Raw genomic sequence first — 23,525 nt, forward strand, 5'->3', positions numbered from 1 at the left:
TCCCGCGCATGGACTTACGGTAATCATCCCTGGGAACCCCGCAAGGCGGATTTGAATGGCTTGGGGCGGCGGGTCAGGGCAGAGGGCAGGCACGGGGGCCTGCCCCTATCGGGGTTCCAATATTCGGATGGCTTGGGGCGGCGGGTCAGGGCGACATTGAGCGGAAAGGCGCGCAGGAGCGGCCGCCTAAGGGTTCGGATGGGCGCAGCGGCCGGCTTCAACCGCTTCCAGGATGGCTTTCAGCTTGCGCCCCAGCATCTGGATCCGGTAGGGCTTTTGAACGAATCCGGCGGGCTGCTCGTCCTTGAACTGGGCCATCACATCCTGTTCGGTGTAACCGCTCGACAGGATGACGCAGACACCGGGGTCGAGGCTTCTGAGCTTCCGGTAAATCTCCCGGCCGTTCATTTTCGGCATGGTAAGATCCAGCAGGACACAATAAATGTCGCGATAATTTTCCTGATAGATCCGGATGGCTTCCGGCCCGTCTTCGGCGGGAAGCACGCGATAGCCCAACCGTTCGAGCATGGTCTTCGCCAGGTTGCGGATCTTCGCCTCGTCGTCCACCAGGAGGATCGTCCGCAGTTCACGGCAGGTGCCGCCGTTGGGCGGGTCAGCGCCGCCGCAGGCCAAGACCGGGGCCTCCTCCTCCACGGCCGGGAGCAGGACTCGGATGGTCGTTCCCGCGCCCGGGACCGAATCGAGCCGGATGGCGCCGCCAAGACCGCGGACGACTCCCAGGACCGTCGACATCCCCAGGCCCCGGCCCGGAAATTTCGTGGTGTAAAAGGGATCGAAGACGCGTCTTGCGGCCTTTTCATCCATGCCGCCGGCGTGGTCCGCCACCTCCAGGAAAACATACCTCCCCTCGGGCGGATGGCCGCCGGAACCCATGACCTCGCCTGCGGTGTGCGCGAGGTCTTCGGCACTGCAGTGCTGGGTCCCGGTGGCGATGGTGATCCGGCCGCCTTTTTCGGGCCCGTAGGCTTCCGCGGCATTGGTGACGAGATTGACGATGACCTGGGATACCTTACCCGCATCCGCCCTGGCCATGGGCAGCTTCGGGGCCGGCCGCACCTGCAGTTTTACGGAGGGGGGAAGCGATCCGGCGAGGGACCGGGCAGCCTTCTTCACGAGCTTGCCCAGGTCGACGGCGGTGATCACAAATTGCGTCTTGCCGGTGTAGGAGAGGAGCTTGCGGGTCAGGTCCGCTGCGATGAAAACGGATTTCTCCATCTCCTGAAGGTGGTTTCTGAGGGGGGTCGATTCCGGCGCTTCGGTCATGGCCAGTTCGATGTTTCCCAGGATCACCATGAGAATGTTGTTGAAATCATGAGCGATCCCGCCCGCCATGGCGCCAAGGCTCTCGATTTTCGCCAGGCGTTGGGACCGCCTTTCCAGCGCCAGCCGTTCGGACTCGGCCTGCTTCTGGCGACCGAGGCCATAGAGTACGGCCAGGACGTGAACCTGGTCGTCCTTGAGGACGATGGCGTTCGTGGAGACGGCCACCGTGCGTTTCGTGCCGTCTTTCGCGGTGATTTCCCATTCCTCGCCCCGGAGGTGGTCGCCTCCCCGGAGGCGGGCGACGACGGCCCGGGCTTTCTCCTGAATTTCCGGGTTCGGGAGGCCCAGCGGATCCCACCGCAGGCGGTTGATCTCCTCCATGTGATAGCCGGTGATTTCGGTCATCCGCCCGTTCCAGATGTCGAATTGGATGAAGGGGTATCGGTCGATTTCATGGAACACGCACAGCCCCTCCGCGATGTGCTCGATGACGGCTTGACGGAAGGCGTTCGCGGCCACGAGGGCTTTTTCGGCGTTCTCCTTCGCCTTGAGAAGCTGCCGGTTCTCGAACCAGACCTCGGCCGCCGGCGTCAGGTGCCTCCCGATGGCCAGGACCGACACCAGTTCGTTGCCGTGGCAGTTGACGCCGTTGTCCGCAAGCCCCTGCTCCCCGAAGCTGAGGAAGCCGGCGACGCGTGCATCCCCGGAAAGTCCCCGGATGCCGTCAATCTCCTCGGCAGTCCGCTCGTTCAGGATGTGGTGACGCAGGGCGCACGAAAACACGAGGGCAAAGGCGGGCTGACTGATGCCGCCGCGAAACATCGCTTTTTGCAGGGCCTGCTTTCCCGCGGCGACCATGCTTTCCGGATCGGCATCCATGAGGGTGAGCTGGGCTCCTTCAACCACGGGCTGGGAGAACTTGAGGCCGCCGTTCTCCATGAAAAAGCTTGCGACGTTGATGGTGAACTCCCCATAGGGATCCTGAAAACCGAAAGGTCGTCCCGAGGCGAGGGTCAGGTGCTTTCCTTCCAGTTCCGGGAGGGGTTTGCCGGCCAGTTCGCTGAAGGCCTGGTCGGCCGGCCGGTGGTCGATTTCGAGAATGACGTTTTCCCGGGCGCGCGTGACGAGCATCTTCCCGCCCGACGGCGAAAACCCGTGGGCAACCCCCATGCCGTTCTGGAGCTGGGTTTCGAAGATGGCCACGATCATGCCGTCCCGGTAAACCCGGCCGTTGTGAAAGACATGGTTTTTCTCGAACCGGAAGTCGTCGGCGCTGTTGCCCCCGCAGAAAGGGATGAGCCTGCGGCTGCGCTCGAGCAGCGTCTGGAGGATGTCTCTGCTTCTGGCGTCATGGACTCGCGTGGCCCCCGGCAGAAAGAGCAGGCCGAATACCGATTTTCCCTCCCGGCGAAGGTTTTTCCGGAAGGCGTCGCCGGCGGGTCCGGGAGGGGAGAAAAAAGGACGGATATATGGGGAATCCGCGGCTTCTGCCACGGCCGCACGCCAATCCGCCGATACATTCCGTCCGACGGCGGAGTGCACCTTGAGGTAGGGGGATGCCAGGGCCGCGACGACCACGCTCTCCTCCTGCGATCCATCGCAGATTTCGCCGGCGCTCGACGCGCCGATGATCGGCACCGGGCCTGCCGCCGACCGGATCCCTTCGATCAGTGCCTCGGGGTCGAAGCGAACGGATGCAAACACCATTACAACCGAAACCGGATACCGCCCGATGCTTTCAAGCGCCCTGCGGGCGGCCTCCATCCCGGCCTCGCGGGCGGCGGCCTTCTTGCTGAAACCGCACCCGGTTTCGATGAGGCTCGATTCTTTTTCGAACATGACGTCCCCAGGTGTCTCTGGCCACAATCGTGATCGCTTTTCCAGCGCAATTTTTTCAGGATGAACAAAAATACGACATTGTTGGTCGTGATTCTGTGGTATACCTCACAAAAGCCTTTTTCCGGAAGGTACGGCCTCCCCGACATCGAAAGATTGTCATATCATTACAAGAGGATGGGTCGAGCCGCCAAAAAATGAAATTTTTTCTTTTTTTATCAATCCTCTTTGCCGCTCAGGGGGCTGCCCCCGCCGATGCCGGGTTGCCTGAATGGGTGATCCTCCTCCACGGCCTGGCCCGGTCAAGGGCGTCCATGGAGAAGATGGAAAAGCATCTTGCCGCGTCGGGCTTCGGCGTGCTGAATGTGGGGTATCCCTCCAGGACCTCAGGAATCGAAGAGATCGCCCATATATGGCTGCCTCGGGCCGTGGCGGAGTGCCGGCGGAAAGGCGCCCGGAAAATCCATTTTGTCACCCATTCCATGGGCGGGATCCTCGTGCGGTGCTTCCTGAAATCCGCACGGCCCCCGGAGCTGGGGCGGGTGGTGATGCTGAGCCCGCCCAACGCGGGCTCCGAGGCCGTCGACCGATTGAAGGACAATCTGTTCTTCCGCTGGCTGAACGGCCCCGCAGGCCGTCAACTCGGAACGGATGCGGACAGCCTCCCCCGGAGACTGGGGCGGGCGGATTTCGAGCTGGGGATCATCACCGGCGACAGGTCCGTCAACTGGATCCTCTCCGCCCTGATCCCCGGGCCGGACGACGGAAAGGTGTCGGTTGAACGGGCGCGCCTGGAGGGCATGAAGGATTTTCTCGTCATCCACGCGACCCACCCGTTCATCATGAAAAACGACGCGGCGATCCGGCAGACGATATCTTTTCTGAAGACCGGCATGTTTCAGAGGGATGGGAGAGGCCACGGGGAATGATTCTCCACCAAGGCGGCGGCGCCAGACACGATAGCGCCATCGGGCCTGTCGGGGCCGAATTCCAAGGCAGAGTGAAATGACGGATACCCGGCAGGAAAACAGGAAAAATGGGTAAACCAGGACAGGAAAGGAGAGAATTCATGACGGATCACAAAGGCAAGATGGGCATTTACCACAAGATCTCCAAAGATCATCCCGGGGTGGTGTCCGCGCTGAAAACCCTGGGCGAGACCGTCCGCACCTGCGGCCCAATCGACGCAAAGACCTCCCAGCTCATCCAGTTGGCCGCGGCGGCGGCCATCCAGTCTTCGGGCTCGGTGCATTCCCATACCCGGCGGGCATTGGAGGAAGGGGCGACCCGGAAGGAGATCGAGCACACCCTGCTGCTCCTGATATCGGTCATGGGATTTCCCAAAACCGCTGCAGCCATGTCCTGGGCCGCGGATACCCTGGACGAGGAGACTCCGGGCTGATCGTGCGGGCAGAAACAACGGACCCCATGGTGAGGGAACTGATCCGGAGGGGGAGAACCTGCCCCGAGGCGGAGCGCGGGGAACTGGCCCGCATGCTGGCCCGGCACGCCCGGGCCGGCAGCGATGCGGCCTTCTCCGAACTCTGCCGTATGGCCGGCGGCGGCGGCAGGACCCTATTCGCGCGATATTCCCCCCGGGACCAGATCACGGGCATCAAGGCCCTCGGCCGGACCGGCCGGAAGGACGCCCTTGCCATGCTGAGGTCCTGGCAGGTGTACGCGGAGGTCTACACGGAGTCATGCACGGGGCTTGCCTGCGGCAGCGACCACATGCCCCGCTGGACTGCCCTGGCTTACGTGTTTCCCGCGGCCCCCCGGCGCCTCGGGGACAGGCTTCGATACATGGGGCCGCAATCTCCGCCGGAGCATCCCCCGGCCTCCCTCAGCCCCGAAGCCCACGACGCGCTTCGGGCCGAAAACCCATACCACGTCGCCGTTTCTCGAGCGGTTTCGCGGCTTGCGGCGGCGGCGCAGAAGTCGTGATATCCTTTTTATGCTTTATATCTCTAATAGTGGGTGGCAGGTACAGATACATCTTTTTCTCACAATATAATAACTCCCAGAGATGCTGTTACTCATCAGAGAAAAGATGATGAAACGTCACCAGATTCCGAGGATAATTTAACATGCGCAAAATCATCTCCCAGAGTGCAAATTTGTCTCAACCGGATAGGCATGGATGGAACGTAGTCCAAAACGCTAATTGAGACATATCCATAATGATATGCCAACCGCAGCAATGAAGAATGGCAACAACTCGGTAAAAAACTCGCGCTGCGACAACTTGTTGTTTTCCTCATAGCTGCTTTCTTGACCAAGCTCAGGATTATAAACCCCCAAGCAAGACCCTAACAAGACTTCAATAATGTAGAGAAGAGAGAGTATCACGAACAGCAATAATCCCAGAATGTTATAGCTCATGGTTTTAAACCCGATATTTTAGGCCAATTAAAATTTTTGAGCATCAGCTCGTTAGGTATTGAATTTTTTTGACGGCAGCCGAATAGTGATTTAGGATATAATATCATTATTGAAAAACAATTTCATCTAAATACAAACGCAGCTTCTGAAAGCGGGTAAACATGGGAAAATTGATAAAAGAGGAGCCAAACACGGGCAGACTTCACATCGATTCTCCATTGATGGGAGAATCACTGGTAAGCAAGGAACTGCTTAAACGCACCGAATCTAAAGAATATTTCCGCATGCATCCGGATATCAATGTCATCAAGATTGGTGGGCAAAGCATCATGGACCGCGGTAGAAAGGCGCTGCTTCCAATTTTGGAAATTTTGATCAAAGCGAAAGACAAACACAAGATCTTGTTGATGACCGGCGGGGGAACGCGGGCGCGGCATGTATATAATATTGGCGTAGATTTAGGTATGCCTACCGGAGTGTTGTCTAAACTGGGGGATAAGGTTTCCTGGCAAAACGCAGAAATGCTTTCGGTCTTGTTGGCAAAACACGGAGGCGTCAAGATCGGTCATGGAGACAATCTGGAACAATTAACCATGTTTTGTCGATTGGGCTACATACCTATCACATATGGGATCCCTCCTTATGGCTTTTTTGAGCACCCGGCTGAGCATGGTTCAATCCCGCCGCACCGGACCGACTGCGGCGCATTTCTTCTGGCTGAAAATATCGGTGCGCGTTCACTCATATTCCTTAAGGATGAAAAGGGATTATATGATAGAGATCCAAAAAAAGTCAAAGAATCCGAACGTGCGAACCTTGAATTTTTCGAGCGCATATCCACTCGGGAGCTCTTGGCGTTGGACTTGGACGATTTGATCATCGAGCGTGCTGTTCTGACCTTGTTTCAGCGATCCAAATGCCTGAAGGAACTTCAGATCATCGATGCATTACGGCATCCTGATTATATACTGGATGCGCTTGAAGGACGCCATGTCGGAACCATCATCTACAAAGACTGAGAGCCGGTACACAAATTGGCCATGGGATCTGTTCTTTTGACGAAGGGCATCCCCGGCAGCTCTGGATGCCCAATGCCATCTGCTCGTTTTTTAAAATTCAAGAGGTTATTGGGTCTGCTGCCCATCACCAGTTTTCGGTCCTGTTCCGGCTTGCAGATAAATTATTTCAGCGCCGGTTTCATGACTGATTTGGTCAAGTTCACTTCTGCGTACGTGATTTGCATAAACCTTGACGTCTGAACCACTGACGCCAACGATTCGAAATCTGGGTTTTTTTTCACCCTTTTCGACTTTTCGTCTTTCACGCACAAATATTTTTGTTGCCATGATGCCCTCCCTTGTTGATAGAAAATTATATGTACTTATGAACTAATATATCCTTAAAGGATCTATGTCAAGAAAAGAAAAAACGCCCGGTCATCTGGGTTCGAAAAAGACGGAACGATATATACAGGCCTCTATACTGCTGTCTTTATTAAGCAGGCCTTCCTACGGCTATGAACTTATTCAGGAAATTTCTCGGTTTGGCTTTATGGAGGGGCAGGTTCCGCCCGGCATGATCTATCGCCATTTGCGGGAGCTGGAAGAAAACGGGCTGCTGTTCTCGGAATGGGAAACAGATGGGGCTGGTCCGGCCAAAAGGATCTACCAGCTCACGGCGGAAGGTATGGAAGTTCTGGGATTCTGGATTGAGTATATGAAGAAACAAGCTGAAAAACTTTTACAGTTTGTTGATATGTACCAAGACGGTATCAAAGAGAAGGAGTGATTCTTTCCCCCTACGCCAAGTGTTTAATTCCCATTGTTGAATGATCATTTTTTCTCCGCCTTCTGTCAATGTTTTCCCAAATTGACTCCCCTTGCGGCTGGACAAACAGAACGGGTCGATGACCGATAAGGCGCGGACGTAGCCACCCATTTGTGATCACAATGTCATTTGGGGCTGGAACTTTTGCATCCCGTTCGATAGACATCGTTTCAATGCCGTTATCCTTCAATTCACAAACGGTAGTTTGCTCCGGCCAGTCACGCAGATTTCCTAACTCGATGAAACGTCCCGACCACCCCGAAAGGGTTAATCCCACCGCCGCGGCCGCCCCGATGATACCGTCATTGGTTCCGCCATGCCCGGATAGATGGATATTTTTTGCAGCCTGAAGCGCCTGTTTCTGGGTAGATACGGTATGGGTGCAGGAGCGGCCGAATTCGAGAATGGCATTCAACGTCGGATCATGCTCGGTCGCCACACACAGGCCGGGATCACTCCCCAACGCGGCGTGACTTCCGAGATGGGATATGGCATCGGCAATCATCTGATCCAACAGCGACAGGTCGGGCATTTCCGCGATCAGGCATGCCGCGCTGTTATGGGAGGTGTAAGGAATGGCGTCGCACACCAAAAGCTGTTGGCGCACCACGCCCATGCACTCACATTCAGCAGGGAGCTTTTGTTGAAACCATCTGACAAGTTTGCCGGTCCCATACGGTGAATTGTGGGTATCGGTGTCATCAAAACCGAAATATACTTTCACGCTTCATTACCTTTTTAATTTGTCTTTTTGGGCGGCTCCGTGAGGGCGATCCGCGCTGCGACCTCGTTTTCAAACAGTGCGTCCGATTCGATCTCGACGGTGCGGTGGAGGGTCCGGAACCTTTCCATGAGAGACTCCGCAAAGGGGGTGAGTTGGGACCCTCCGCCGGACGAGCCGCCGACATTCCGGACGAGCAGGGCCTTTCCCAGGCGCTCTTCCGAAGCCGTGATCCTGCCCCAGATCGCCCGATACCCCATTTTGAGTTCCTTGGCCGCGGCATTGATGGACCCCAGACGCTGGACAGCCTCGAGGATCCTCAAACGGCCTAATCCGAACACTACGTTTCCGTCTTCGTCCTCCATCCAGACCTTTGAACGAATGTAAAACCCTTTCTGATTTTCTACCATAATACACGTAAATTTATCATGGACACCTTCCGGAAGGCAAGGGGGATTCCCGAAATCATTATGCCAATATTGACATAATGATTTCGGGTGTGATAATAGGTCGTCAAATTCCTATATGGTTTATAAACAAAACTAAAAAGGCTCGAAAATAACTTATAATGACGTAAAGAGGCTGCTCCGACCCCGATGCAACCCATCCCCGAAGTCACCCGGCATCGCGTGGATAGAGAGCGGGCTCCACCGCCGGTCGGGCATCTACAACCCAATGAAAACACAGAGGTAACGATGTCGGAAAACACATTCATTCTGAACGGCAACGAGGTGGACTTCACCCCGGGCCAGACGATCCTGGAGGCCGCCGAGGCCCACGACGTCCGGATCCCCTCGCTCTGCCACCTGAAAGGCGCCCTGCCCACCGGCGCCTGCCGCATCTGCGTGGTGGAGGTGAAGGGCGCAAGGACCCTGGTGCCGTCATGCGCCACCCCGGCAGGCCGGGGCATGGAGGTCCATACCGAATCCCCGCGGGTCATCAAGGCCCGGCGTATGGTTCTGGAACTGCTGCTCGCCTCCGGAAACCACAACTGCGCGGCACCGGGCGGCGTGGCCGACGACGACTGGACCGGATTTCAGCTCAAGGTCCAGGGTATGGACGGCACCGGGGAGCTCTGCCCCGTCTGGGGTGACTGCAAGCTCCAGGAACTGGCCTTCCAGTACCAGGTCCAGGGGAGCCGCTTCACTCCCAATTCAAGCAATTACCCCATGGAATTGAAAAACCCCCTGATCGTGAGGGATTTTTCCCGGTGCATCCTCTGCGGCCGCTGCGTCCAGGCCTGCAACGAGATCCAGGTCAACCGGGCCATCAGCTACGGCTACCGGGGGTATGACAGCAAGATCGTCGCCGCCGCCGATAAGGCCCTCATCGACTCCGACTGCGTCTTCTGCGGCGAGTGCGTCCAGGCCTGCCCCGTCGGTGCCCTGGTGGAAAAGAAGTCCCGGTACGTCTGGCGCCCCTGGAAGGCGGAAAAGATCCGCACCACCTGCCCCTACTGCGGGGTGGGATGCCAGCAGCTCCTCCACGTCCAGGACGGCAGAATCGTCAAGGTGACGGGGGTCGAGGACGGCGCGCCCAACATGGGCCGCCTCTGCGTCAAGGGCCGGTTCGGCTATGATTTCATCTATTCGGAGGAGCGCCTCAAAACCCCCCTCATCCGGGACGACAAAGGGGACTTCAGGGCGGCCTCATGGGACGAGGCCCTCGACCTGGTGGCCGGCAAGTTCAGGCAGATCATCGCCGAGAGCGGGCCGGGTGCCCTGGCCGGCGTGAGCTGCGCCCGGAGCATCAACGAGGACTCCTACCAGATGCAGAAACTCTTTCGCGCAGTGTTCAAGACGAATAATATTGACCACTGCGCGCGTACCTGACACGCACCTACTGTCGCCGGGCTGGCGGCAACGTTCGGGTCGGGTGCCATGACCAACTCTTTCGATGAATTTTCACGGGCCAAGATGTTCCTGGTTGTCGGATCCAACATGACCGAGGCCCATCCCGTTGCGGCGACATTCCTGAAGAATGCCGTCATGAAGGGGGCGAAGCTCATCCTGGTGGATCCAAGGCGGCACAAGCTGGCGGATTTCGCAGAGCTGCACGTGCCGATCCGGGTGGGGAGCGACATTGCATTTACCAACAGCCTGATGCAGGTGCTGATCGAAGAGGATCTCTACGACAAGGCCTTCGTAAACTCCTGTACGATCGATTTCGACCTGCTCAAAGCGACGGTCGCGAACTACCCGCCGGAGAAGGCGGCGCCCATCTGCGGCGTCCCGGCTGCGATGATTCGGGACACCGCCCGCCGCCTGGCCTCGGTCAAACCGCTCATGCTCTGCTACACCCTGGGGATCACCGAGCACACCTGCGGCAGGAACAATGTCGTCACCATGGCGAACCTCCAGATGCTTCTGGGCAACATGGGCATGGAGTGCGGCGGCGTGAACCCCCTGCGGGGCCAGAACAACGTCCAGGGCGCCTGCGACATGGGGGCGCTGCCCAACGTGTTTCCGGGATACCAGAAGGTGATCGACGCCGACGCCCGGGAAAGGTGCGCCGCAGCCTGGGGTGTCCAGAGTCTGCCGGACCAGAACGGGCTTATGATCCCCCAGATGATGGAGGGGCTCGTCGACGGCAAGATCCGGGGATTCTACATCTTCGGAGAAAACCTGGCCAACACCGAGCCCGACATCCGGAAGGTCGAGCACGAACTGGCTTCGGCCGAGTTCCTGGTGTGCCAGGACATCTTTCCCAACGAGACCACCCGATTCGCCCATGTGATCCTGCCCGCCGCGGCGTGGAGCGAGAATGACGGGACCTTCACCAACAGCGAACGCCGGGTCAGCCGGGTGCGGACGGCCAGCCGGGCACCGGGTCAGGCCATGCCCAACTGGTGGATTTTCCGGGAGATCGCCAGGCGCATGGGTCACCACTGGGAATCGAACAGCGCCCGGGAGATCTGGGACAACGAGGTGTCGGTCCTGGCGCCCCAGCTCTGCGGCATCAAGTACGCCCGCCTGGAGGGGGACGGCCTCCAATGGCCCTGTCCGGACGAAACCCATCCCGGGACCTGCTTCCTTCACCGGGACGGCCAGTTCACCTGCGGCCTGGGCATCTTTACCCCGGCGGACTGGACCCCGCCCGCCGAGGTGCCGGATGAGACCTATCCCTTGGTGCTCAGCACGGGACGGCGGCTCGCCCACTACCACACCCGCACCCAGACGGGGCGGTGCGAGGGCCTCAACGACATTCTGGGCGAGGAGACCGCAGACATCTCCTTTGCGGATGCCCGGACCCTGGGGATCGACAACGGGGAGATGATCAAGGTCAGCTCCCGGCGCGGCGAGGTGAAGGTCCGGGCCAAGGTGACCCGGGAGGTGCCTGCGGGCATGGTCTGGATGGCCTTTCACTTCCGGGAGGCCTGCGCCAACTGGCTCACCAACCCGGCCTTCGACCCTTTCACCATGACGGCCGAGTACAAGGCCTGCGCCGTCCGGATCGACCGGATCTGAGCTGTCCCGAGGGGCGCGGCAGAAAATCAGTTTACCGGACTGCCTGTCTTTTGGGTCGGCCGATGCGTTACATCCGCCGGTGCATCCCTTGAGTTGCACCGGCGGTTTGCCCATTGCCACACCGGCACCCGGACGGGACAGTGCGAAGGTTACATCGAAATTTTAGGAAGTTATGAAGGGGCAGGCATCATCGGTTTCTTGCTCGCGTTTGATTCTTGGGAAACGGTCTGTCGATAACATCTTGTTTACATGTCAATAAAGCGGCTTCGGTAGTGATCCTCCCGCAGGAATCCGAAAATATCCTTTTCCATTTCGTCGAACAGACCTCTGTCGAATCTGCAGAGCGCCTTTTGGATGAAAGCCGTTTCCGACGGACCCGCTGTTTTCAGTTTTTGATGAAATTCTTCAACAGATGCCACCTTCCATGCAGAGAGAAATCCCATAGTATCGGCGATCTGCTTCATTCGCCTGTCGGTGAATTCGATATAATGCCCAGAAATAATATCAGAATCAGTTAACATCTTATACAATTGCGTCAATATGGGCTTTTTTCGAATCTCGACGATGGTATTTTTTATAAACCACTGAATGAGCGAGGGTTCATCTTTGCCGGCATCTTTGAACTGCGTGGTCAATTTTTCGTGGCGGACCTTTAAAACGGGATGGGGTTTTCCGCGAAGATGCACCATCACCTGGGCCGGGTTGACCATGAGATCCCCCGCGGCGGCATATTCACAACTGTCGGCGTAGTTTCCCGCGCAGATCAGCGCCAGTTCGTTAATCCGGGTCAAGGTCAATCCGTAGATCGCCAGGGGGGTCCTGGGCATGCTCTGAAGCTCATTCAATAGTGCCTCAAGATAGCTTTCGTTCAGCGGGGTTGAAACAGCATCCCTCTGGATTTTTGAATTGAGATGGATCAATGGATGTCGACGGGTTTCATTCCGGCATGGCGCTGGATAAATCTCTTTTGATGTTTCGGATCGGGTGATGTTGGCGTGCGGGTGCGACATGTCTTTTTCGTCCATATGCATTTAAAGTTATTATTAGTATCTATATTATTTAAATAATCCATAAAAAGCTATATAATACTAAAAAACATCCACAAATGTGTTAAAAAGACATCTATGGCCATTGCGTGTGGGGCATCATGATACAATATACCCCACTCCGAAAGGGAAATTGAAGGCTGCTTCTCGTGGTCTTCATGTTGTTTTAAAAGCAAAAAATAGATGGATATCAAGCAGATCGGTGGCGACAATGTATTTTATAGTATTTTTTGGTCTGTATTTTGCACTTAAAGGCAGATATTCTATCAATAATAACTTATAAGAACAAAAAAAGCCTATCGCCTTGATTGGCGCGGCAGGAATGGCAAATACAGCAAAAAGAGGGAAGTCAGGATGAAAATGGTGGCGGTCCAGAATGCCCTGGGCATGGTCCTGTGTCATGACATGACGCGTATCGTGCCCGGAGAATCCAAAGGCAGGGCATTTCGAAAAGGGCATATTGTCCGGGAGGAGGACATCCCGGAGTTGTTGAAGATCGGCAAGGAGAAGATTTATGTGTTCGACCTGGCGCAGGGGTTTGTCCACGAGGACGATGCCGCGCTTCACATCGCCGGGGCGGCCGCCGGACCCGGCATTATCCTGACCGCGCCTTCCGAGGGCAGGGTCGATCTGATCGCGGACCGCTCCGGGCTGCTTACGGTCAATGTATCGGGACTCAATCAGATCAATGAGATGGAGGATGTCGTCATGGCCACCCTCCACGGGAATCAGACGGTCGAAAAGGGCCGGGCTGTCGCCGGCACCCGGATCATTCCGCTCGTGACGCCCGAAAAGACCCTTCGAGGAGTGGATGCCGTCTGCAGAGCGCACGATCCCCTGATATCGGTGAAGCCCTTCCGGCCGCTCAAGGTGGGCATCGTCACCACCGGGAGTGAAATTTATCACGGGCGGATCGAAGACAAATTCGGCCCGGTGCTTCACACGAAATTCGCGGAGCTTGGGTGCGGAATCCTCCGGCAGATTTTTGTGTCGGACGACGTCGAGATGACCGTCGCGGCCATCCATGAGATCCTTTCGGCCGGCGCCGATCTCGTGGCCGTGACCGGCGGCATGTCGGTGGATCCCGACGACCAGACCCCCGCCGGCATCCGGGCCGCCGGCGGAAGGGTGGAGACCTACGGCGCCCCGACCTTTCCCGGAGCCATGTTCATGCTGGCGTACATCGGCGAAGTGCCCGTGGTGGGATTGCCGGGGTGCGTCATGTACTTCAGGGCGAGCATTTTTGATCTGGTGGTGCCCCGTCTCGTTGCCGGCGAGCACCTGACGAAAAAAGACATCACGGTCCTGGGACACGGCGGATTCTGCGCCGGCTGCAAGGAGTGCCGATACCCGGTTTGCGGTTTCGGCAAAAGCCGGTAACCGCATCTGAATAATTCATATCCATAGATGAAAGGAGAGCTGTAAATGATTAAATGCACGGTCAACCTCAACGGCGTACCGAAAACCATGATCGCGGATCCCGAAGCAAGCCTGGCGGAGGTCATCCGGGAGCAGTTCCTGCTGACCGGCACCAAGATCGGATGCGGTCAGGGGCAGTGCGGCGCATGCAACGTCATCCTGAACGGAAAGCTGGTGCGCTCATGCATCACCAAGATGAAGCGGGTGCCGAATGACGCCGTCATCACCACCATCGAGGGGGTCGGCGCCCTCGACGCGCCCCACGCGCTCCAGATGGCCTGGATGGTCTATGGCGGGGCCCAGTGCGGATTCTGCTCGCCGGGATTCATCGTTTCGGCAAAGGCGCTCCTGGATCAAAACGCCTCCCCCACGCGGGAGGATGTGCGGGACTGGTTCCAAAAAAACCGGAACGCCTGCCGCTGCACCGGATACAAACCTCTGGTGGATGCCGTCATGGATGGCGCAAAGGTGCTGCGGGGCGAAATGACCCTGAAGGACCTGGCCTTCAAACTGCCGGAGGACGGGCGCATCTGGGGGAGCAAATTCCCGCGCCCGAGCGCCCTGGCCAAGGTGACCGGCACCTGCGAGTACGGGGCCGACCTGGGCTTGAAGCTGCCCAAGGACACCCTTCAGCTTGCCCTGGTCCAGGCCAGGGTCTCCCACGCGAAGATCCTCTCCATCGACACGTCGGAAGCCGAGAAGATGCCCGGCGTCGTCAAGGTCGTCACCCACAAGGACGTCAAGGGCAAAAACCGGATCACGGGCTTGATCACCTTCCCCACCAACAAGGGGGACGGCTGGGACCGGCCGATTCTCTGCGATGAAAAGGTCTTTCAGTTCGGGGACGCCGTCGCCATCGTCTGCGCCGACACCCAGGCACACGCCAGGGCCGCGGTGGAAAAGGTCCAGGTCACCCTGGAGAACCTGCCCGAGTATATGAGCGCGCCGGCGGCCATGGCCGGGGACGCCATGGAGATCCATCCGGGCACGCCCAATGTCTATTATGTTCAGAAGATCGCAAAGGGTGAGGAGACGGCCCCCATCTTCGACGCGGCGGACGTGGTGGCGGAGGGTGACTACTATGTGGGACGCCAGCCCCACATGCCCATCGAACCGGATGTGGGATTTGCCTATATGGATGACCAGGACCGGCTGGTGATTCACTCCAAATCCATCGGCATCCACCTGCATCACGCCATGATCGCCCCGGGCCTGGGCGTTGCGCCGGAGAAACTGGTGCTGGTGCAGAATTACGCGGGCGGCACCTTCGGCTACAAGTTCAGCCCCACCATGGAAGCCCTGGTGGGGGTTGCCTGCATGGCGACGGGCCGGCCCGTCTTCCTGTGCTATAGCTGGTTTCAGCAGCAGACCTACACCGGCAAGCGCTCCCCGTTTTTCGTCAACGTCCGCTACGCCGCCGATAAAACCGGCAAGCTCCTCGCTATGGAGAGCGACTGGTCCGTGGACCACGGCCCCTACTCGGAATTCGGCGATCTCCTGACCGTCCGGGGCGCCCAGTTCATCGGCGCGGGGTACGATATCCCCAACATCCGGGGCGAGGGACGCACCGTATGCACGAACCACGCCTGGGGATCCGCCTTCCGTGCCTATGGATCGCCCCAGAGTGAGTTTTCTTCCGAGGTGCTCATGGACGAACTGGCGGAGAAGCTGGGAATGGACCCCTTGGAGATCCGCTACAAGAACGTCTACCGGAAGGGGGCCACCACGCCGACGGGCCAGGAGCCGGATGCCTACAGCTTCCCGGAGATGCTGGACCTGTTGCGGCCGAAATACAAGGCTGCCCTGGAAGCGGCGAAAAAGGCCTCCACCGCGGACCTGAAGCGGGGCGTCGGCATCTCTCTGGGGGTTTACGGCTGCGGCCTGGACGGCCCGGACACCTCAGAGGTCTGGGTGGAACTCAACCCCGACGACACCATCACCGTGGCATCGAGCTGGGAGGACCACGGCCAGGGCGCCGACATGGGCGTGCTGGGCACCGCCCACGAAGCCCTGCGGCCCCTCAAGATCGCGCCGGAGCGGATCCGCCTGCTCATGAACGACACGAGCGTCACGCCCAACAGCGGACCGGCCGGCGGGAGCCGGTCACAGGTCGTCACCGGGCAGGCCATCAAGGCCGCCTGCGAGCTGCTCATGGGCGCCATGCGCAAATCCAGCGGCGCCTTCAGGAGCTACGAGGAGATGGTGGCGGAGAAGATTCCGGCCAAGTACACCGGCACTTGGTCGGCACCGGCCACCGCCTGTGACGAAAACGGCCAGGGCCGTCCGTTTGCCGTTTACATGTACGGGGTCTTCATGGCCGAGGTGGCGGTCGAAACGGCAACGGGAAAGGTGGCGGTCACCAGGATGACCCACGTGGCCGATATCGGAAAGATCAATAACCGCCTCGTGGTCGACGGCCAGAGCTACGGCGGAATTGCACAGGGCATCGGCCTCGCCCTGACGGAGGACTTCGAGGATATCAAGAAGCACTCCACCATGATGGGCGCCGGATTTCCCTATATCCACCAGATTCCCGACGACCTGGAGCTCCACTATGTGGAAACCCCCAGGGCCCACGGGCCTTTCGGGGCTGCCGGGGTGGGCGAGCTGCCCCTCACCAGCCCCCACGCGGCGGTGATCAACGGCATCTACAACGCCTGCGGAGTCCGGATCAAGCATCTGCCGGCCCTGCCCGATAAGGTGTTGGCCGGCCTCAAGGCCAAATAGCGCGTCGTGCCCCCGCCAGAAAGGTCCCGGCGGGGGCATCCCCTTTAGATCCTTCCCCGCATGGAGCGTCATGCATCGGCGGGGCAGGGGGGCGGTTCACGGAGAGGGTTTCCAGGAAGGATGTTATGGATCAGCAGCGATTGCGAGAATGGGAGCATCAGTGCATCCAGGAGGAGGCGCCCTGGTGCCAGGCCGAATGCCCCCTCCACGTCGACGTCCGGGGATTCATCCGCTTCGCCGGTCGGAATCAATGGGCGGATGCCCGGAAAATCCTGGATAAAACCCAGCCCCTTGCAGGCATTCTGGGCCGCATCTGCGACCACCCCTGCGAGGACAGGTGCAAGCGGCGGGAGGCGGGAGGCGCCATATCCATCGGCGCCCTGGAGCGCGCGGTCGTGACCCGCGCGGCCTCAAGGCTCAAGGTGAAGCCGCTGCCCGGGCGTGGCAAGCGGGTCATGGTGACCGGCGGCGGCCTCAGCAGCCTGACCGTCGCCTGGGACCTGGCGCGAAAGGGGTATGATGTCCGGATCGCCACGTCCCGGGACCGTTTGGGCGGAAATCTTCTCGATATGGATCCGGCCCTGCTCCCGGCGGAGGTGATCGCGGAGGAGACCGACGTGTTGAAGGGTCTCCATGTGGGGGTTCTTCTGAAAACGCCCCTGGACCCCGAAACATTTGCCGGACTTCGTCAGGATTCCGATGCGGTATACATCGGCATGGACGGCGGCGGTGTCCCGGATCCGGGCCTGGAATTTGCGGCCGTGCCGCCTTCCATGGCAACACCGCAGGAGGGTGTTTACGCCGGCGGGTTTCCCCGGGAGGACGGCCGCTCCTCCCCGATCTGGAACGCTGCCGAAGGAAGGTTTGCCGCCACTTCCATCGACCGTTTCCTCCAGAATGTCTCGCCCACGGCAGGCCGGGAAAAGGAAGGCCCTTACGAGACGCGGCTTTATACCTCTATCTACGGGATCGCGCCGTCATCGCAGGTCGCGCCCGCCGACCCGGAAGCGGGATACACCGATGACGAAGCGGTGGCGGAGGCCCGGCGCTGTCTTCAGTGCGAATGCCTCGAATGCGTCAAGATCTGCCCCTATCTGGAACATTTCCGGTCCTACCCGAGGCAGTACGCCCGCCAGATCTACAACAACGCCGCCATCGTCAAGGGCGAACGCAAGGCCAACATCCTCGTCAACACCTGCAGCTACTGCCGGCTCTGCGAAACTGTCTGCCCCGAGGATTTCTCCATGGCGGACCTCTGCCGCGGCGCCCGGAGCGAGATGATTTCGGCGGACAGGATGCCGCCCTCGGCCCACGAGTTCGCCCTCGACGACATGGCCTTTTCCAACAGCCCCGCCTGCAGCCTGGCGCGGCATGCCCCCGGCAGGACGGCCGGCACCCATCTCTTCTTCCCGGGATGCCAGCTCGGCGCTTCTTCCCCGTCGCACGTGGAGCGGGTCTATGATTACCTGCGGGGCCGTCTCGGGGGCGATGTCGGTCTAATGCTCCGCTGCTGCGGCGCACCGGCCGACTGGGCCGGCCGCCAAGACCTTTTTGAATCAAACCTGGGTACGATCCGAACCCTTTGGGAGGGCCTGGGCCGCCCCGCGGCCGTTTTGGCCTGTACAAGCTGCCTCGATGTGTTCCGTCGTCACCTGCCCGACATCGCTGCGGTGTCGCTGTGGGAGGTGATGGTCGACCGGGGGCTCCCGGACGACGCTTTCCTCAAGCCGACGGACCCCGTCGCCGTCGCCGATCCCTGTACCGCGCGGCGAGATGGTCATGTCCAGGCGGCCGTCCGGGAACTGCTCGGGCGGATGGGGGTTGCCGTGGACGAGCTGCACCTCGCCGGAAGCCTCACCGAGTGCTGCGGCTACGGGGGGCTCATGTCCAACGCGAATCCGGCGGTGGCCCGGGAGGTGATCCGGCGGCGGGCCGGCCAGAGCCCCCGGGACTACCTGGCCTATTGCGTCATGTGCCGGGACCATCTTGCCGCCGCCGGCAAACGGGCGGTGCATCTCCTGGACCTGATCTGGCCGCCGGATCCGGACCCCGCGTCCCGCAGGGACCCCGGCTACACCCTTCGACATGAAAACCGGACCCGCCTGAAGGAGCGGCTGCTCAAAACCCTGTGGGAAGAGGCGACGGATCCCCAGCCCGATTTCGAAACGATCCCCCTCGCGGTGTCGCCTGAACTGCGGGAGCGGCTGGAAGGGCGAAGGATCCTGGATGAAGACCTGAGACGGGTGATCCACGCCGCGAACACATCCAGGGCCGGACGCTTCAGAGATCCGGCTACCGGACGCTTCCTGGCCTGTCACCGGCCCCGAAAGGTGACTTTCTGGGTGGAATATACGCCGTCGGAAGACGGCGGTTATACCCTCCACAACGCCTATTGCCACCGCATGGAGATCGAAGGGGCGGCGTCCGATGCCAGGGAGACGGATGCCGCGGAGAAAGGAGATGCCCGCCCATGACATCGATGTCCGATACCGCCCGGTCGACGGGCTGGGTCTGCGCCGCCTGCGGCAAGGCACTCACCCCGGGTAAAACCAGTTTGACCTATATGGGGAGCCGCTTTACCGTAGAGCTTCTTCAATGCCCCCCCTGCGGGCTCGTCTTCGTGCCCGAGGAGCTGGCCATGGGGAAAATGGCCGAGGTGGAGCGGATTCTGGAGGACAAGTAAACCGCGTGGGACGTCCGCTCTATGAAGACCCCGCCGTGGCGGCCGTGACCGGCGAAACCCTGAGGCCCGGCGGATTCATGCTGACAGACCGGTCCGTCGGCCTTTGCGCCCTCCCGCCCGGGGCCAGGGTGGCCGATATCGGGTGTGGGAACGGGGCGACGGTCAGACGGCTCAGGGAACGGTTCGGGCTGGCCGCGGTCGGCTTCGACGCCTCGTTGTCCATGCTCCGGAAAGCGCCCCCGGGCGGGCTCGTTGTGCAGGGCCGGGCCGAGGCCCTGCCCGTCGTGAGCGGGTCCATGGCGGCCGTCTTCTGCGAGTGCGTTCTTTCTCTCGTCCCTTCGCCCGCCGAAGCGCTCCGGGAATGCCGGCGGGTCCTGGCGCCCGAGGGGTTCCTGATTCTTGCGGACCTGTACCAGAGATTTCCGGCGGAAGCAGGGATGCCGGGGGAGCACGGGGCATCCTGCGCGGCGGGGGCCCGTTCCCGCCCGGATATGGAACGATGCGTCCGGGATAAAGGGTTCGCCCTCATGCGGTGGGAGGACCATACCCGGCTCCTCAAGGAGCTGGCGGCCCGGATCGTCTTTGCTCACGGGTCCCTGGACCGGTTCTGGACCCATGTCGGCCTGAACGGACCCCCGGGCGACTGCTGCGGCCGGCCGGGGTACGGCCTGATGATCTGCCGGAAAGCCGGACCGGAAAGGTGACTTATGGACGATCTTATGTTCGAGATGGTGACCCTGGGGAGCCGGGGGTACTGCTGCAGCCAGATCCTCATGATTCTGGCACTGAAGGAGCGCTCCGCCGAAAACCCCGATCTCGTCCGCGCCATGGCGGGCCTCTGCCGTGGCGGGGGGACATGTCGGGGGCCGTGCGGGGTCCTGACGGGCGCCGCCTGCGTCATTGCCCTTTACGCCGCAAAGGGGGCCGTGGATGAAACCGAAAGCGAGCGGCTGCCCCTGATGATAGACACCCTGAACGAATGGTTCGCCGAGACGGCCGGGAGCGCCTTTGGCGGGACGGCCTGCGGCGACATTTTGGGCGAAGTCGACTGCCGCGCGGCCGATCCGTCGCGGTGTGGCCAGGTCCTCGTCGATACCTGCCAAAAGGTGTGGGAGATCCTGGAGGAGAACGGGTTTGACCTTTCCGGCAGCGATGACTGATTCCAGCCGCGCGGAGAGGATCCCGACCGAGAGCCTCTGTCCGGTCTGCCTGAGGCGCGTGCCGGCGCTGCGCGTTTCCATCGGGCCGGCCGTCTTTCTGGAAAAGACCTGCGGGGAGCACGGGCGGTTCCGAACCGTCATCTGGCGAGGGCCCCCCGATATGGCGGGATGGGTCCGGCCCAAGCATCCGTCCCCGCCCCGGGCCGGGCGGCCGTCCACGGAAAGGGGGTGCCCCTTTGACTGCGGCCTCTGCATCCGCCACGGCCAGCACACCTGCACGGCCCTCCTGGAGGTCACCGGCCGCTGCAACCTCGCCTGCCCGATCTGCTTTGCCTCGTCCAATGCATCCGCGGCAGGAGGGGTCGCAGACCCAGACGCCCGGACGGTTCACTTCTGGTACGAACGGGTCATGGACCAGAGCGGGCCGTGCAACATCCAGCTCTCGGGCGGGGAGCCCACAGTCCGGGACGACCTTCCCGACCTGGTGGCCATGGGTCGCCGGACGGGGTTCCCCTTCATCCAGCTCAACACCAACGGCATCCGGCTGGCGCGGGAGCCGAGCTATGCCCGACGGCTGCGGGAGGCGGGGCTCGCCTCGGTCTTTCTCCAGTTCGACGGGACCGACGACAGCGTCTATCGCACCTTGCGGGGGCGGTCTCTGCTGGACGAGAAACGCCGGGCCGTGGAGCGCTGTGCCGAAGCCGGCATCGGGGTGGTCCTGACGGCCACGCTGATGCCCGGGGTCAACACCGGGCATATCGGCTCCATCATCGACTTGGGGATCGCCCTGTCCCCGGCGGTCCGGGGGATCCATTTTCAGCCCGTCGCCTATTTCGGACGGTATCCGCATCCCCCCGACGACGCCCTGCGGATCACGCTGCCGGAGGTGATCGTCGCCGTAATCGCCCAGGGGGGCGGCCGGTTCCGCGCCGAGGATTTCCATCCGCCCGGGTGCGAGCACGCCCTCTGTTCGTTCAGCGGAAATTTCATCGTCCTGGAGCGGGGCCGGGTTCAGCCCCTGACCCGACGTCAGGATGACTGCTGCGCCGAACCCATAGATGCGGCCGAAGGCGCCCGGAAGGCCATCGCCGCGACGGCAGCCAGATGGGCGCCGCCGGCCCCGGACGCCGGTCCATGCGCCTGCGGCGGCGACGACCTCGACCGGTTTATCGGCCGGGCGTCCACCCACAGCTTTTCCATCTCATGCATGGCCTTCCAGGACGCCTGGACCGTGGACCTGGAGCGCCTCCGGGGGTGCTGCATCCACACCGTCTCCCCGGACGGCCGCCTGATCCCCTTCTGCGCCTATAATTTGACGGACTGCAAGGGGCGGCCCCTCCACCGAAAAACCGATGAGGCGACCCCGTGGTAACGCCCCTCGAACCCTGGATCGAAGCCCGAACCGGCGCGCCGCCGACCCCCGTCGCCCTGGCCCGATACCAAGGAAATCGGCTCCGGGCCACGGTCGACTGGGCCGGACGCCGCAGCCCGTTCTACCGGGAGCACCTGGCCGGGACGATGACATTGGAAACGGCGGGAATCCTCCCATGGACCAAGGTTCCCTTCACGACGGCGGCCGATCTGATCCGGCACGGCGACCGGTTCTTCTGCGGCTCCCTGGACGACATCGAGCGAGTGGTCACCCTCTTCAGCTCGGGCACCACCGCCCCGCCCAAGCGGATATATTTTACGCGGGAGGATCTCGGGCATACCCTCGATTTTTTTTCCGTGGGGATGGCGGGCATCGTCTCTCCGGGGGACCGGGTTCTGATCCTCCTGCCGGGCGACCGGCCGGACAGCGTCGGCGATCTCCTGAAACGAGGCCTCGCCCGGATCGGCTGCGACGGGGTCCCCCACGGCCCGGTCCGTGATCCCGTGGAGACCCTTTCGGTCATCGGCGCCCAGGGGATCGACGCCCTGGTGGGGATCCCCGTCCAGGTCCTCTCTCTGGTGCGGGCAGAGGCCGGCATTTGCGGCGCGGGCACTCGGGTGCGGAAGGTTCTGCTGACGACGGATCACGTGCCGCGGGCCATAAAACAGGCGGTTGAATCGGCCTGGCCTTGCCGGGTTTTCAATCATTATGGTATGACCGAGATGGGGTTGGGCGGCGGGGTCGAGTGCGCGGCCCGGGAGGGGTATCATCTGCGGGAGGCGGACCTGTACATCGAGATCGTGGATACGGAAACCGGGGCCGTTCTGTCGGAGGGAGCCACCGGGGAGATCGTCTTTACGACCCTGATCCGGCGGGGCATGCCTCTGATCCGTTACCGCACCGGCGACCTCGGCCGCTTCCTGACCGAACCCTGCCCGTGCGGGAGCATCCTCCGGCGGCTTGCACGCGTCCGCAGCCGGGTGGACGGGCGCATCGCCCTCGGCCCGACCCAGGGGCTCACCCTGGCGGACCTGGACGAGGCGGTTTTTCCGATTCCGTGGGTGGTGAATTTCCAGGCGGTATTGACCGGCGACGCCGGCATGGCCATACTGGAGCTCGCCTGCCGGGTGACTTCCCGTGCCCCCAAAGGGGCGGAAGATGCCGTGAGAACGGCGGTGGGCCGGATCGCCGCGGTGGACGCGACCGTGGGGGCGGGGTGCCTGCAAATTGCCGTCACGTGCGCCGACGTGCTGGGCCTCCCCGTGTCCACGGGCGCTGGAAAACGCGTTTTGACGGACAGCAGGAAAATGCAGCCTGAGGCTGAAGGCTGAAGGCTTTTAGGCAGAAGATAGAAGATAGAAGGTTTTCAGGCTGAAACAGATGAAAATCCTACATCCTTCGGTCTTCAGCCTGAACCCTTTGGATGAGGAGACGACACGCGTATGATACAGGATATTCACCGCCTGCTGGATGCGGGCGAACCTTTTGTGCTGGCCACGATTATCAGCCGGGCGGGCTCGACGCCCCGCACCGCCGGGGCCCGGATGATCATCCGGGCGGACGGCGGCATCGTCGGCACCATCGGCGGCGGCCCCGTGGAG

General features: G+C 60.9%; 20 protein-coding genes. 15 read left to right on the forward strand and 5 right to left on the reverse strand.

Going from position 1 to position 23,525, the window contains the following annotated elements:
• Positions 1-186: 186 nt before the first annotated feature.
• Positions 187-3,123, reverse strand: coding sequence for an FIST N-terminal domain-containing protein (locus ACEW8N_RS19395; protein WP_373501516.1), 2,937 nt, complete (start codon positions 3,121-3,123; stop codon positions 187-189).
• Positions 3,124-3,317: 194 nt separating this feature from the next.
• On the opposite strand from ACEW8N_RS19395, the gene ACEW8N_RS19400 reads away from it, so the two are divergent.
• From ACEW8N_RS19400 to ACEW8N_RS19415, 4 genes are all read left to right on the forward strand, one after another.
• The gene (locus tag ACEW8N_RS19400; protein ID WP_373501517.1) at positions 3,318-4,049 is read left to right on the forward strand and encodes an alpha/beta fold hydrolase; all 732 of its coding nucleotides are present in this window, start codon (positions 3,318-3,320) and stop codon (positions 4,047-4,049) included.
• Between the two features lie 140 nt (positions 4,050-4,189).
• Positions 4,190-4,522: a carboxymuconolactone decarboxylase family protein gene (locus ACEW8N_RS19405; protein WP_373501518.1), complete on the forward strand. Its 333-nt coding sequence runs from the start codon at positions 4,190-4,192 to the stop codon at positions 4,520-4,522.
• A gap of 2 nt (positions 4,523-4,524) precedes the next feature.
• Positions 4,525-5,064, forward strand: coding sequence for a hypothetical protein (locus ACEW8N_RS19410; protein ID WP_373501519.1), 540 nt, complete (start codon positions 4,525-4,527; stop codon positions 5,062-5,064).
• Between the two features lie 599 nt (positions 5,065-5,663).
• Positions 5,664-6,521: a uridine kinase gene (locus ACEW8N_RS19415; protein WP_373501520.1), complete on the forward strand. Its 858-nt coding sequence runs from the start codon at positions 5,664-5,666 to the stop codon at positions 6,519-6,521.
• Between the two features lie 105 nt (positions 6,522-6,626).
• On the opposite strand, the gene ACEW8N_RS19420 is transcribed toward ACEW8N_RS19415, so the two are convergent.
• Positions 6,627-6,848, reverse strand: a complete 222-nt coding sequence (locus ACEW8N_RS19420) for a hypothetical protein (RefSeq protein WP_373501521.1) — start codon at positions 6,846-6,848, stop codon at positions 6,627-6,629.
• 64 nt (positions 6,849-6,912) lie between these two features.
• On the opposite strand from ACEW8N_RS19420, the gene ACEW8N_RS19425 reads away from it, so the two are divergent.
• Positions 6,913-7,290, forward strand: a complete 378-nt coding sequence (locus ACEW8N_RS19425) for a PadR family transcriptional regulator (RefSeq protein WP_373501522.1) — start codon at positions 6,913-6,915, stop codon at positions 7,288-7,290.
• 10 nt (positions 7,291-7,300) lie between these two features.
• On the opposite strand, the gene ACEW8N_RS19430 is transcribed toward ACEW8N_RS19425, so the two are convergent.
• Both ACEW8N_RS19430 and ACEW8N_RS19435 read right to left on the reverse strand, forming a co-directional pair.
• Entirely contained in the window at positions 7,301-8,053 is a 753-nt protein-coding gene (locus ACEW8N_RS19430; RefSeq protein ID WP_373501523.1) for a hypothetical protein, read from the reverse strand.
• Between the two features lie 14 nt (positions 8,054-8,067).
• Positions 8,068-8,391 (reverse strand): winged helix-turn-helix domain-containing protein, encoded by a 324-nt coding sequence (locus ACEW8N_RS19435; protein ID WP_373501524.1) that lies wholly within the window; start codon positions 8,389-8,391, stop codon positions 8,068-8,070.
• 354 nt (positions 8,392-8,745) lie between these two features.
• Between ACEW8N_RS19435 and fdhF the strand changes: the two genes are divergently transcribed.
• A complete protein-coding gene (gene fdhF, locus ACEW8N_RS19440) occupies positions 8,746-11,517 on the forward strand; it encodes a formate dehydrogenase subunit alpha (protein ID WP_373501525.1) in 2,772 nt (923 codons plus the stop codon).
• A gap of 245 nt (positions 11,518-11,762) precedes the next feature.
• On the opposite strand, the gene ACEW8N_RS19445 is transcribed toward fdhF, so the two are convergent.
• The gene (locus ACEW8N_RS19445; RefSeq protein WP_373501526.1) at positions 11,763-12,548 is read right to left on the reverse strand and encodes a hypothetical protein; all 786 of its coding nucleotides are present in this window, start codon (positions 12,546-12,548) and stop codon (positions 11,763-11,765) included.
• A gap of 369 nt (positions 12,549-12,917) precedes the next feature.
• On the opposite strand from ACEW8N_RS19445, the gene ACEW8N_RS19450 reads away from it, so the two are divergent.
• The 9 genes from ACEW8N_RS19450 to ACEW8N_RS19490 all read left to right on the forward strand — a co-directional run.
• Positions 12,918-13,943 carry a molybdopterin-binding protein gene (locus ACEW8N_RS19450; protein ID WP_373501527.1) on the forward strand — a complete coding sequence of 342 codons (1,026 nt, stop codon included), beginning with the start codon at positions 12,918-12,920 and terminating at the stop codon, positions 13,941-13,943.
• 45 nt (positions 13,944-13,988) lie between these two features.
• Positions 13,989-16,709 carry a molybdopterin-dependent aldehyde oxidoreductase gene (locus ACEW8N_RS19455; protein ID WP_373501528.1) on the forward strand — a complete coding sequence of 907 codons (2,721 nt, stop codon included), beginning with the start codon at positions 13,989-13,991 and terminating at the stop codon, positions 16,707-16,709.
• A gap of 125 nt (positions 16,710-16,834) precedes the next feature.
• Positions 16,835-19,183, forward strand: coding sequence for a pyridine nucleotide-disulfide oxidoreductase/dicluster-binding protein (locus ACEW8N_RS19460; protein WP_373501529.1), 2,349 nt, complete (start codon positions 16,835-16,837; stop codon positions 19,181-19,183).
• Positions 19,180-19,392, forward strand: coding sequence for a DVU_1557 family redox protein (locus ACEW8N_RS19465; protein WP_373501530.1), 213 nt, complete (start codon positions 19,180-19,182; stop codon positions 19,390-19,392). Before ACEW8N_RS19460 ends, ACEW8N_RS19465 begins: the two co-directional genes overlap by 4 nt.
• 5 nt (positions 19,393-19,397) lie before the next feature.
• Positions 19,398-20,096 (forward strand): DVU_1556 family methyltransferase, encoded by a 699-nt coding sequence (trsM, locus tag ACEW8N_RS19470; RefSeq protein WP_373501531.1) that lies wholly within the window; start codon positions 19,398-19,400, stop codon positions 20,094-20,096.
• A 3-nt stretch (positions 20,097-20,099) separates the two neighbouring features.
• The gene (locus ACEW8N_RS19475) at positions 20,100-20,552 is read left to right on the forward strand and encodes a DVU_1555 family C-GCAxxG-C-C protein (protein ID WP_373501532.1); all 453 of its coding nucleotides are present in this window, start codon (positions 20,100-20,102) and stop codon (positions 20,550-20,552) included.
• The gene (trsS, locus tag ACEW8N_RS19480) at positions 20,545-21,924 is read left to right on the forward strand and encodes a radical SAM (seleno)protein TrsS (RefSeq protein ID WP_373501534.1); all 1,380 of its coding nucleotides are present in this window, start codon (positions 20,545-20,547) and stop codon (positions 21,922-21,924) included. Before ACEW8N_RS19475 ends, trsS begins: the two co-directional genes overlap by 8 nt.
• Entirely contained in the window at positions 21,918-23,255 is a 1,338-nt protein-coding gene (locus ACEW8N_RS19485; protein ID WP_373501533.1) for a DVU_1553 family AMP-dependent CoA ligase, read from the forward strand. Before trsS ends, ACEW8N_RS19485 begins: the two co-directional genes overlap by 7 nt.
• Positions 23,256-23,366: 111 nt before the next feature.
• Positions 23,367-23,525, forward strand: a 159-nt coding sequence (locus ACEW8N_RS19490) for an XdhC family protein (RefSeq protein WP_373501535.1), incomplete at its 3' end; no start/stop codon positions are given.

Origin of the sequence: Desulfococcus sp. (assembly GCF_041737845.1) — a bacterium.
Classification (GTDB): domain Bacteria; phylum Desulfobacterota; class Desulfobacteria; order Desulfobacterales; family Desulfococcaceae; genus Desulfococcus.

Bases quoted from the DNA above. Each gene is read 5' to 3' on its own strand.
- ACEW8N_RS19400 (WP_373501517.1), top strand. From the start codon at position 3,318: ATGAAATTTTTTCTTTTTTTATCAATCCTCTTTGCCGCTCAGGGGGCT.
- ACEW8N_RS19460 (WP_373501529.1), top strand. From the start codon at position 16,835: ATGGATCAGCAGCGATTGCGAGAATGGGAGCATCAGTGCATCCAGGAG.
- ACEW8N_RS19415 (WP_373501520.1), top strand. From the start codon at position 5,664: ATGGGAAAATTGATAAAAGAGGAGCCAAACACGGGCAGACTTCACATC.
- ACEW8N_RS19450 (WP_373501527.1), top strand. From the start codon at position 12,918: ATGAAAATGGTGGCGGTCCAGAATGCCCTGGGCATGGTCCTGTGTCAT.
- ACEW8N_RS19425 (WP_373501522.1), top strand. From the start codon at position 6,913: ATGTCAAGAAAAGAAAAAACGCCCGGTCATCTGGGTTCGAAAAAGACG.
- ACEW8N_RS19395 (WP_373501516.1), bottom strand. From the start codon at position 3,123: ATGTTCGAAAAAGAATCGAGCCTCATCGAAACCGGGTGCGGTTTCAGC.
- ACEW8N_RS19420 (WP_373501521.1), bottom strand. From the start codon at position 6,848: ATGGCAACAAAAATATTTGTGCGTGAAAGACGAAAAGTCGAAAAGGGT.
- ACEW8N_RS19465 (WP_373501530.1), top strand. From the start codon at position 19,180: ATGACATCGATGTCCGATACCGCCCGGTCGACGGGCTGGGTCTGCGCC.
- trsS (WP_373501534.1), top strand. From the start codon at position 20,545: ATGACTGATTCCAGCCGCGCGGAGAGGATCCCGACCGAGAGCCTCTGT.
- ACEW8N_RS19455 (WP_373501528.1), top strand. From the start codon at position 13,989: ATGATTAAATGCACGGTCAACCTCAACGGCGTACCGAAAACCATGATC.
- ACEW8N_RS19475 (WP_373501532.1), top strand. From the start codon at position 20,100: ATGGACGATCTTATGTTCGAGATGGTGACCCTGGGGAGCCGGGGGTAC.
- ACEW8N_RS19445 (WP_373501526.1), bottom strand. From the start codon at position 12,548: ATGCATATGGACGAAAAAGACATGTCGCACCCGCACGCCAACATCACC.
- ACEW8N_RS19405 (WP_373501518.1), top strand. From the start codon at position 4,190: ATGACGGATCACAAAGGCAAGATGGGCATTTACCACAAGATCTCCAAA.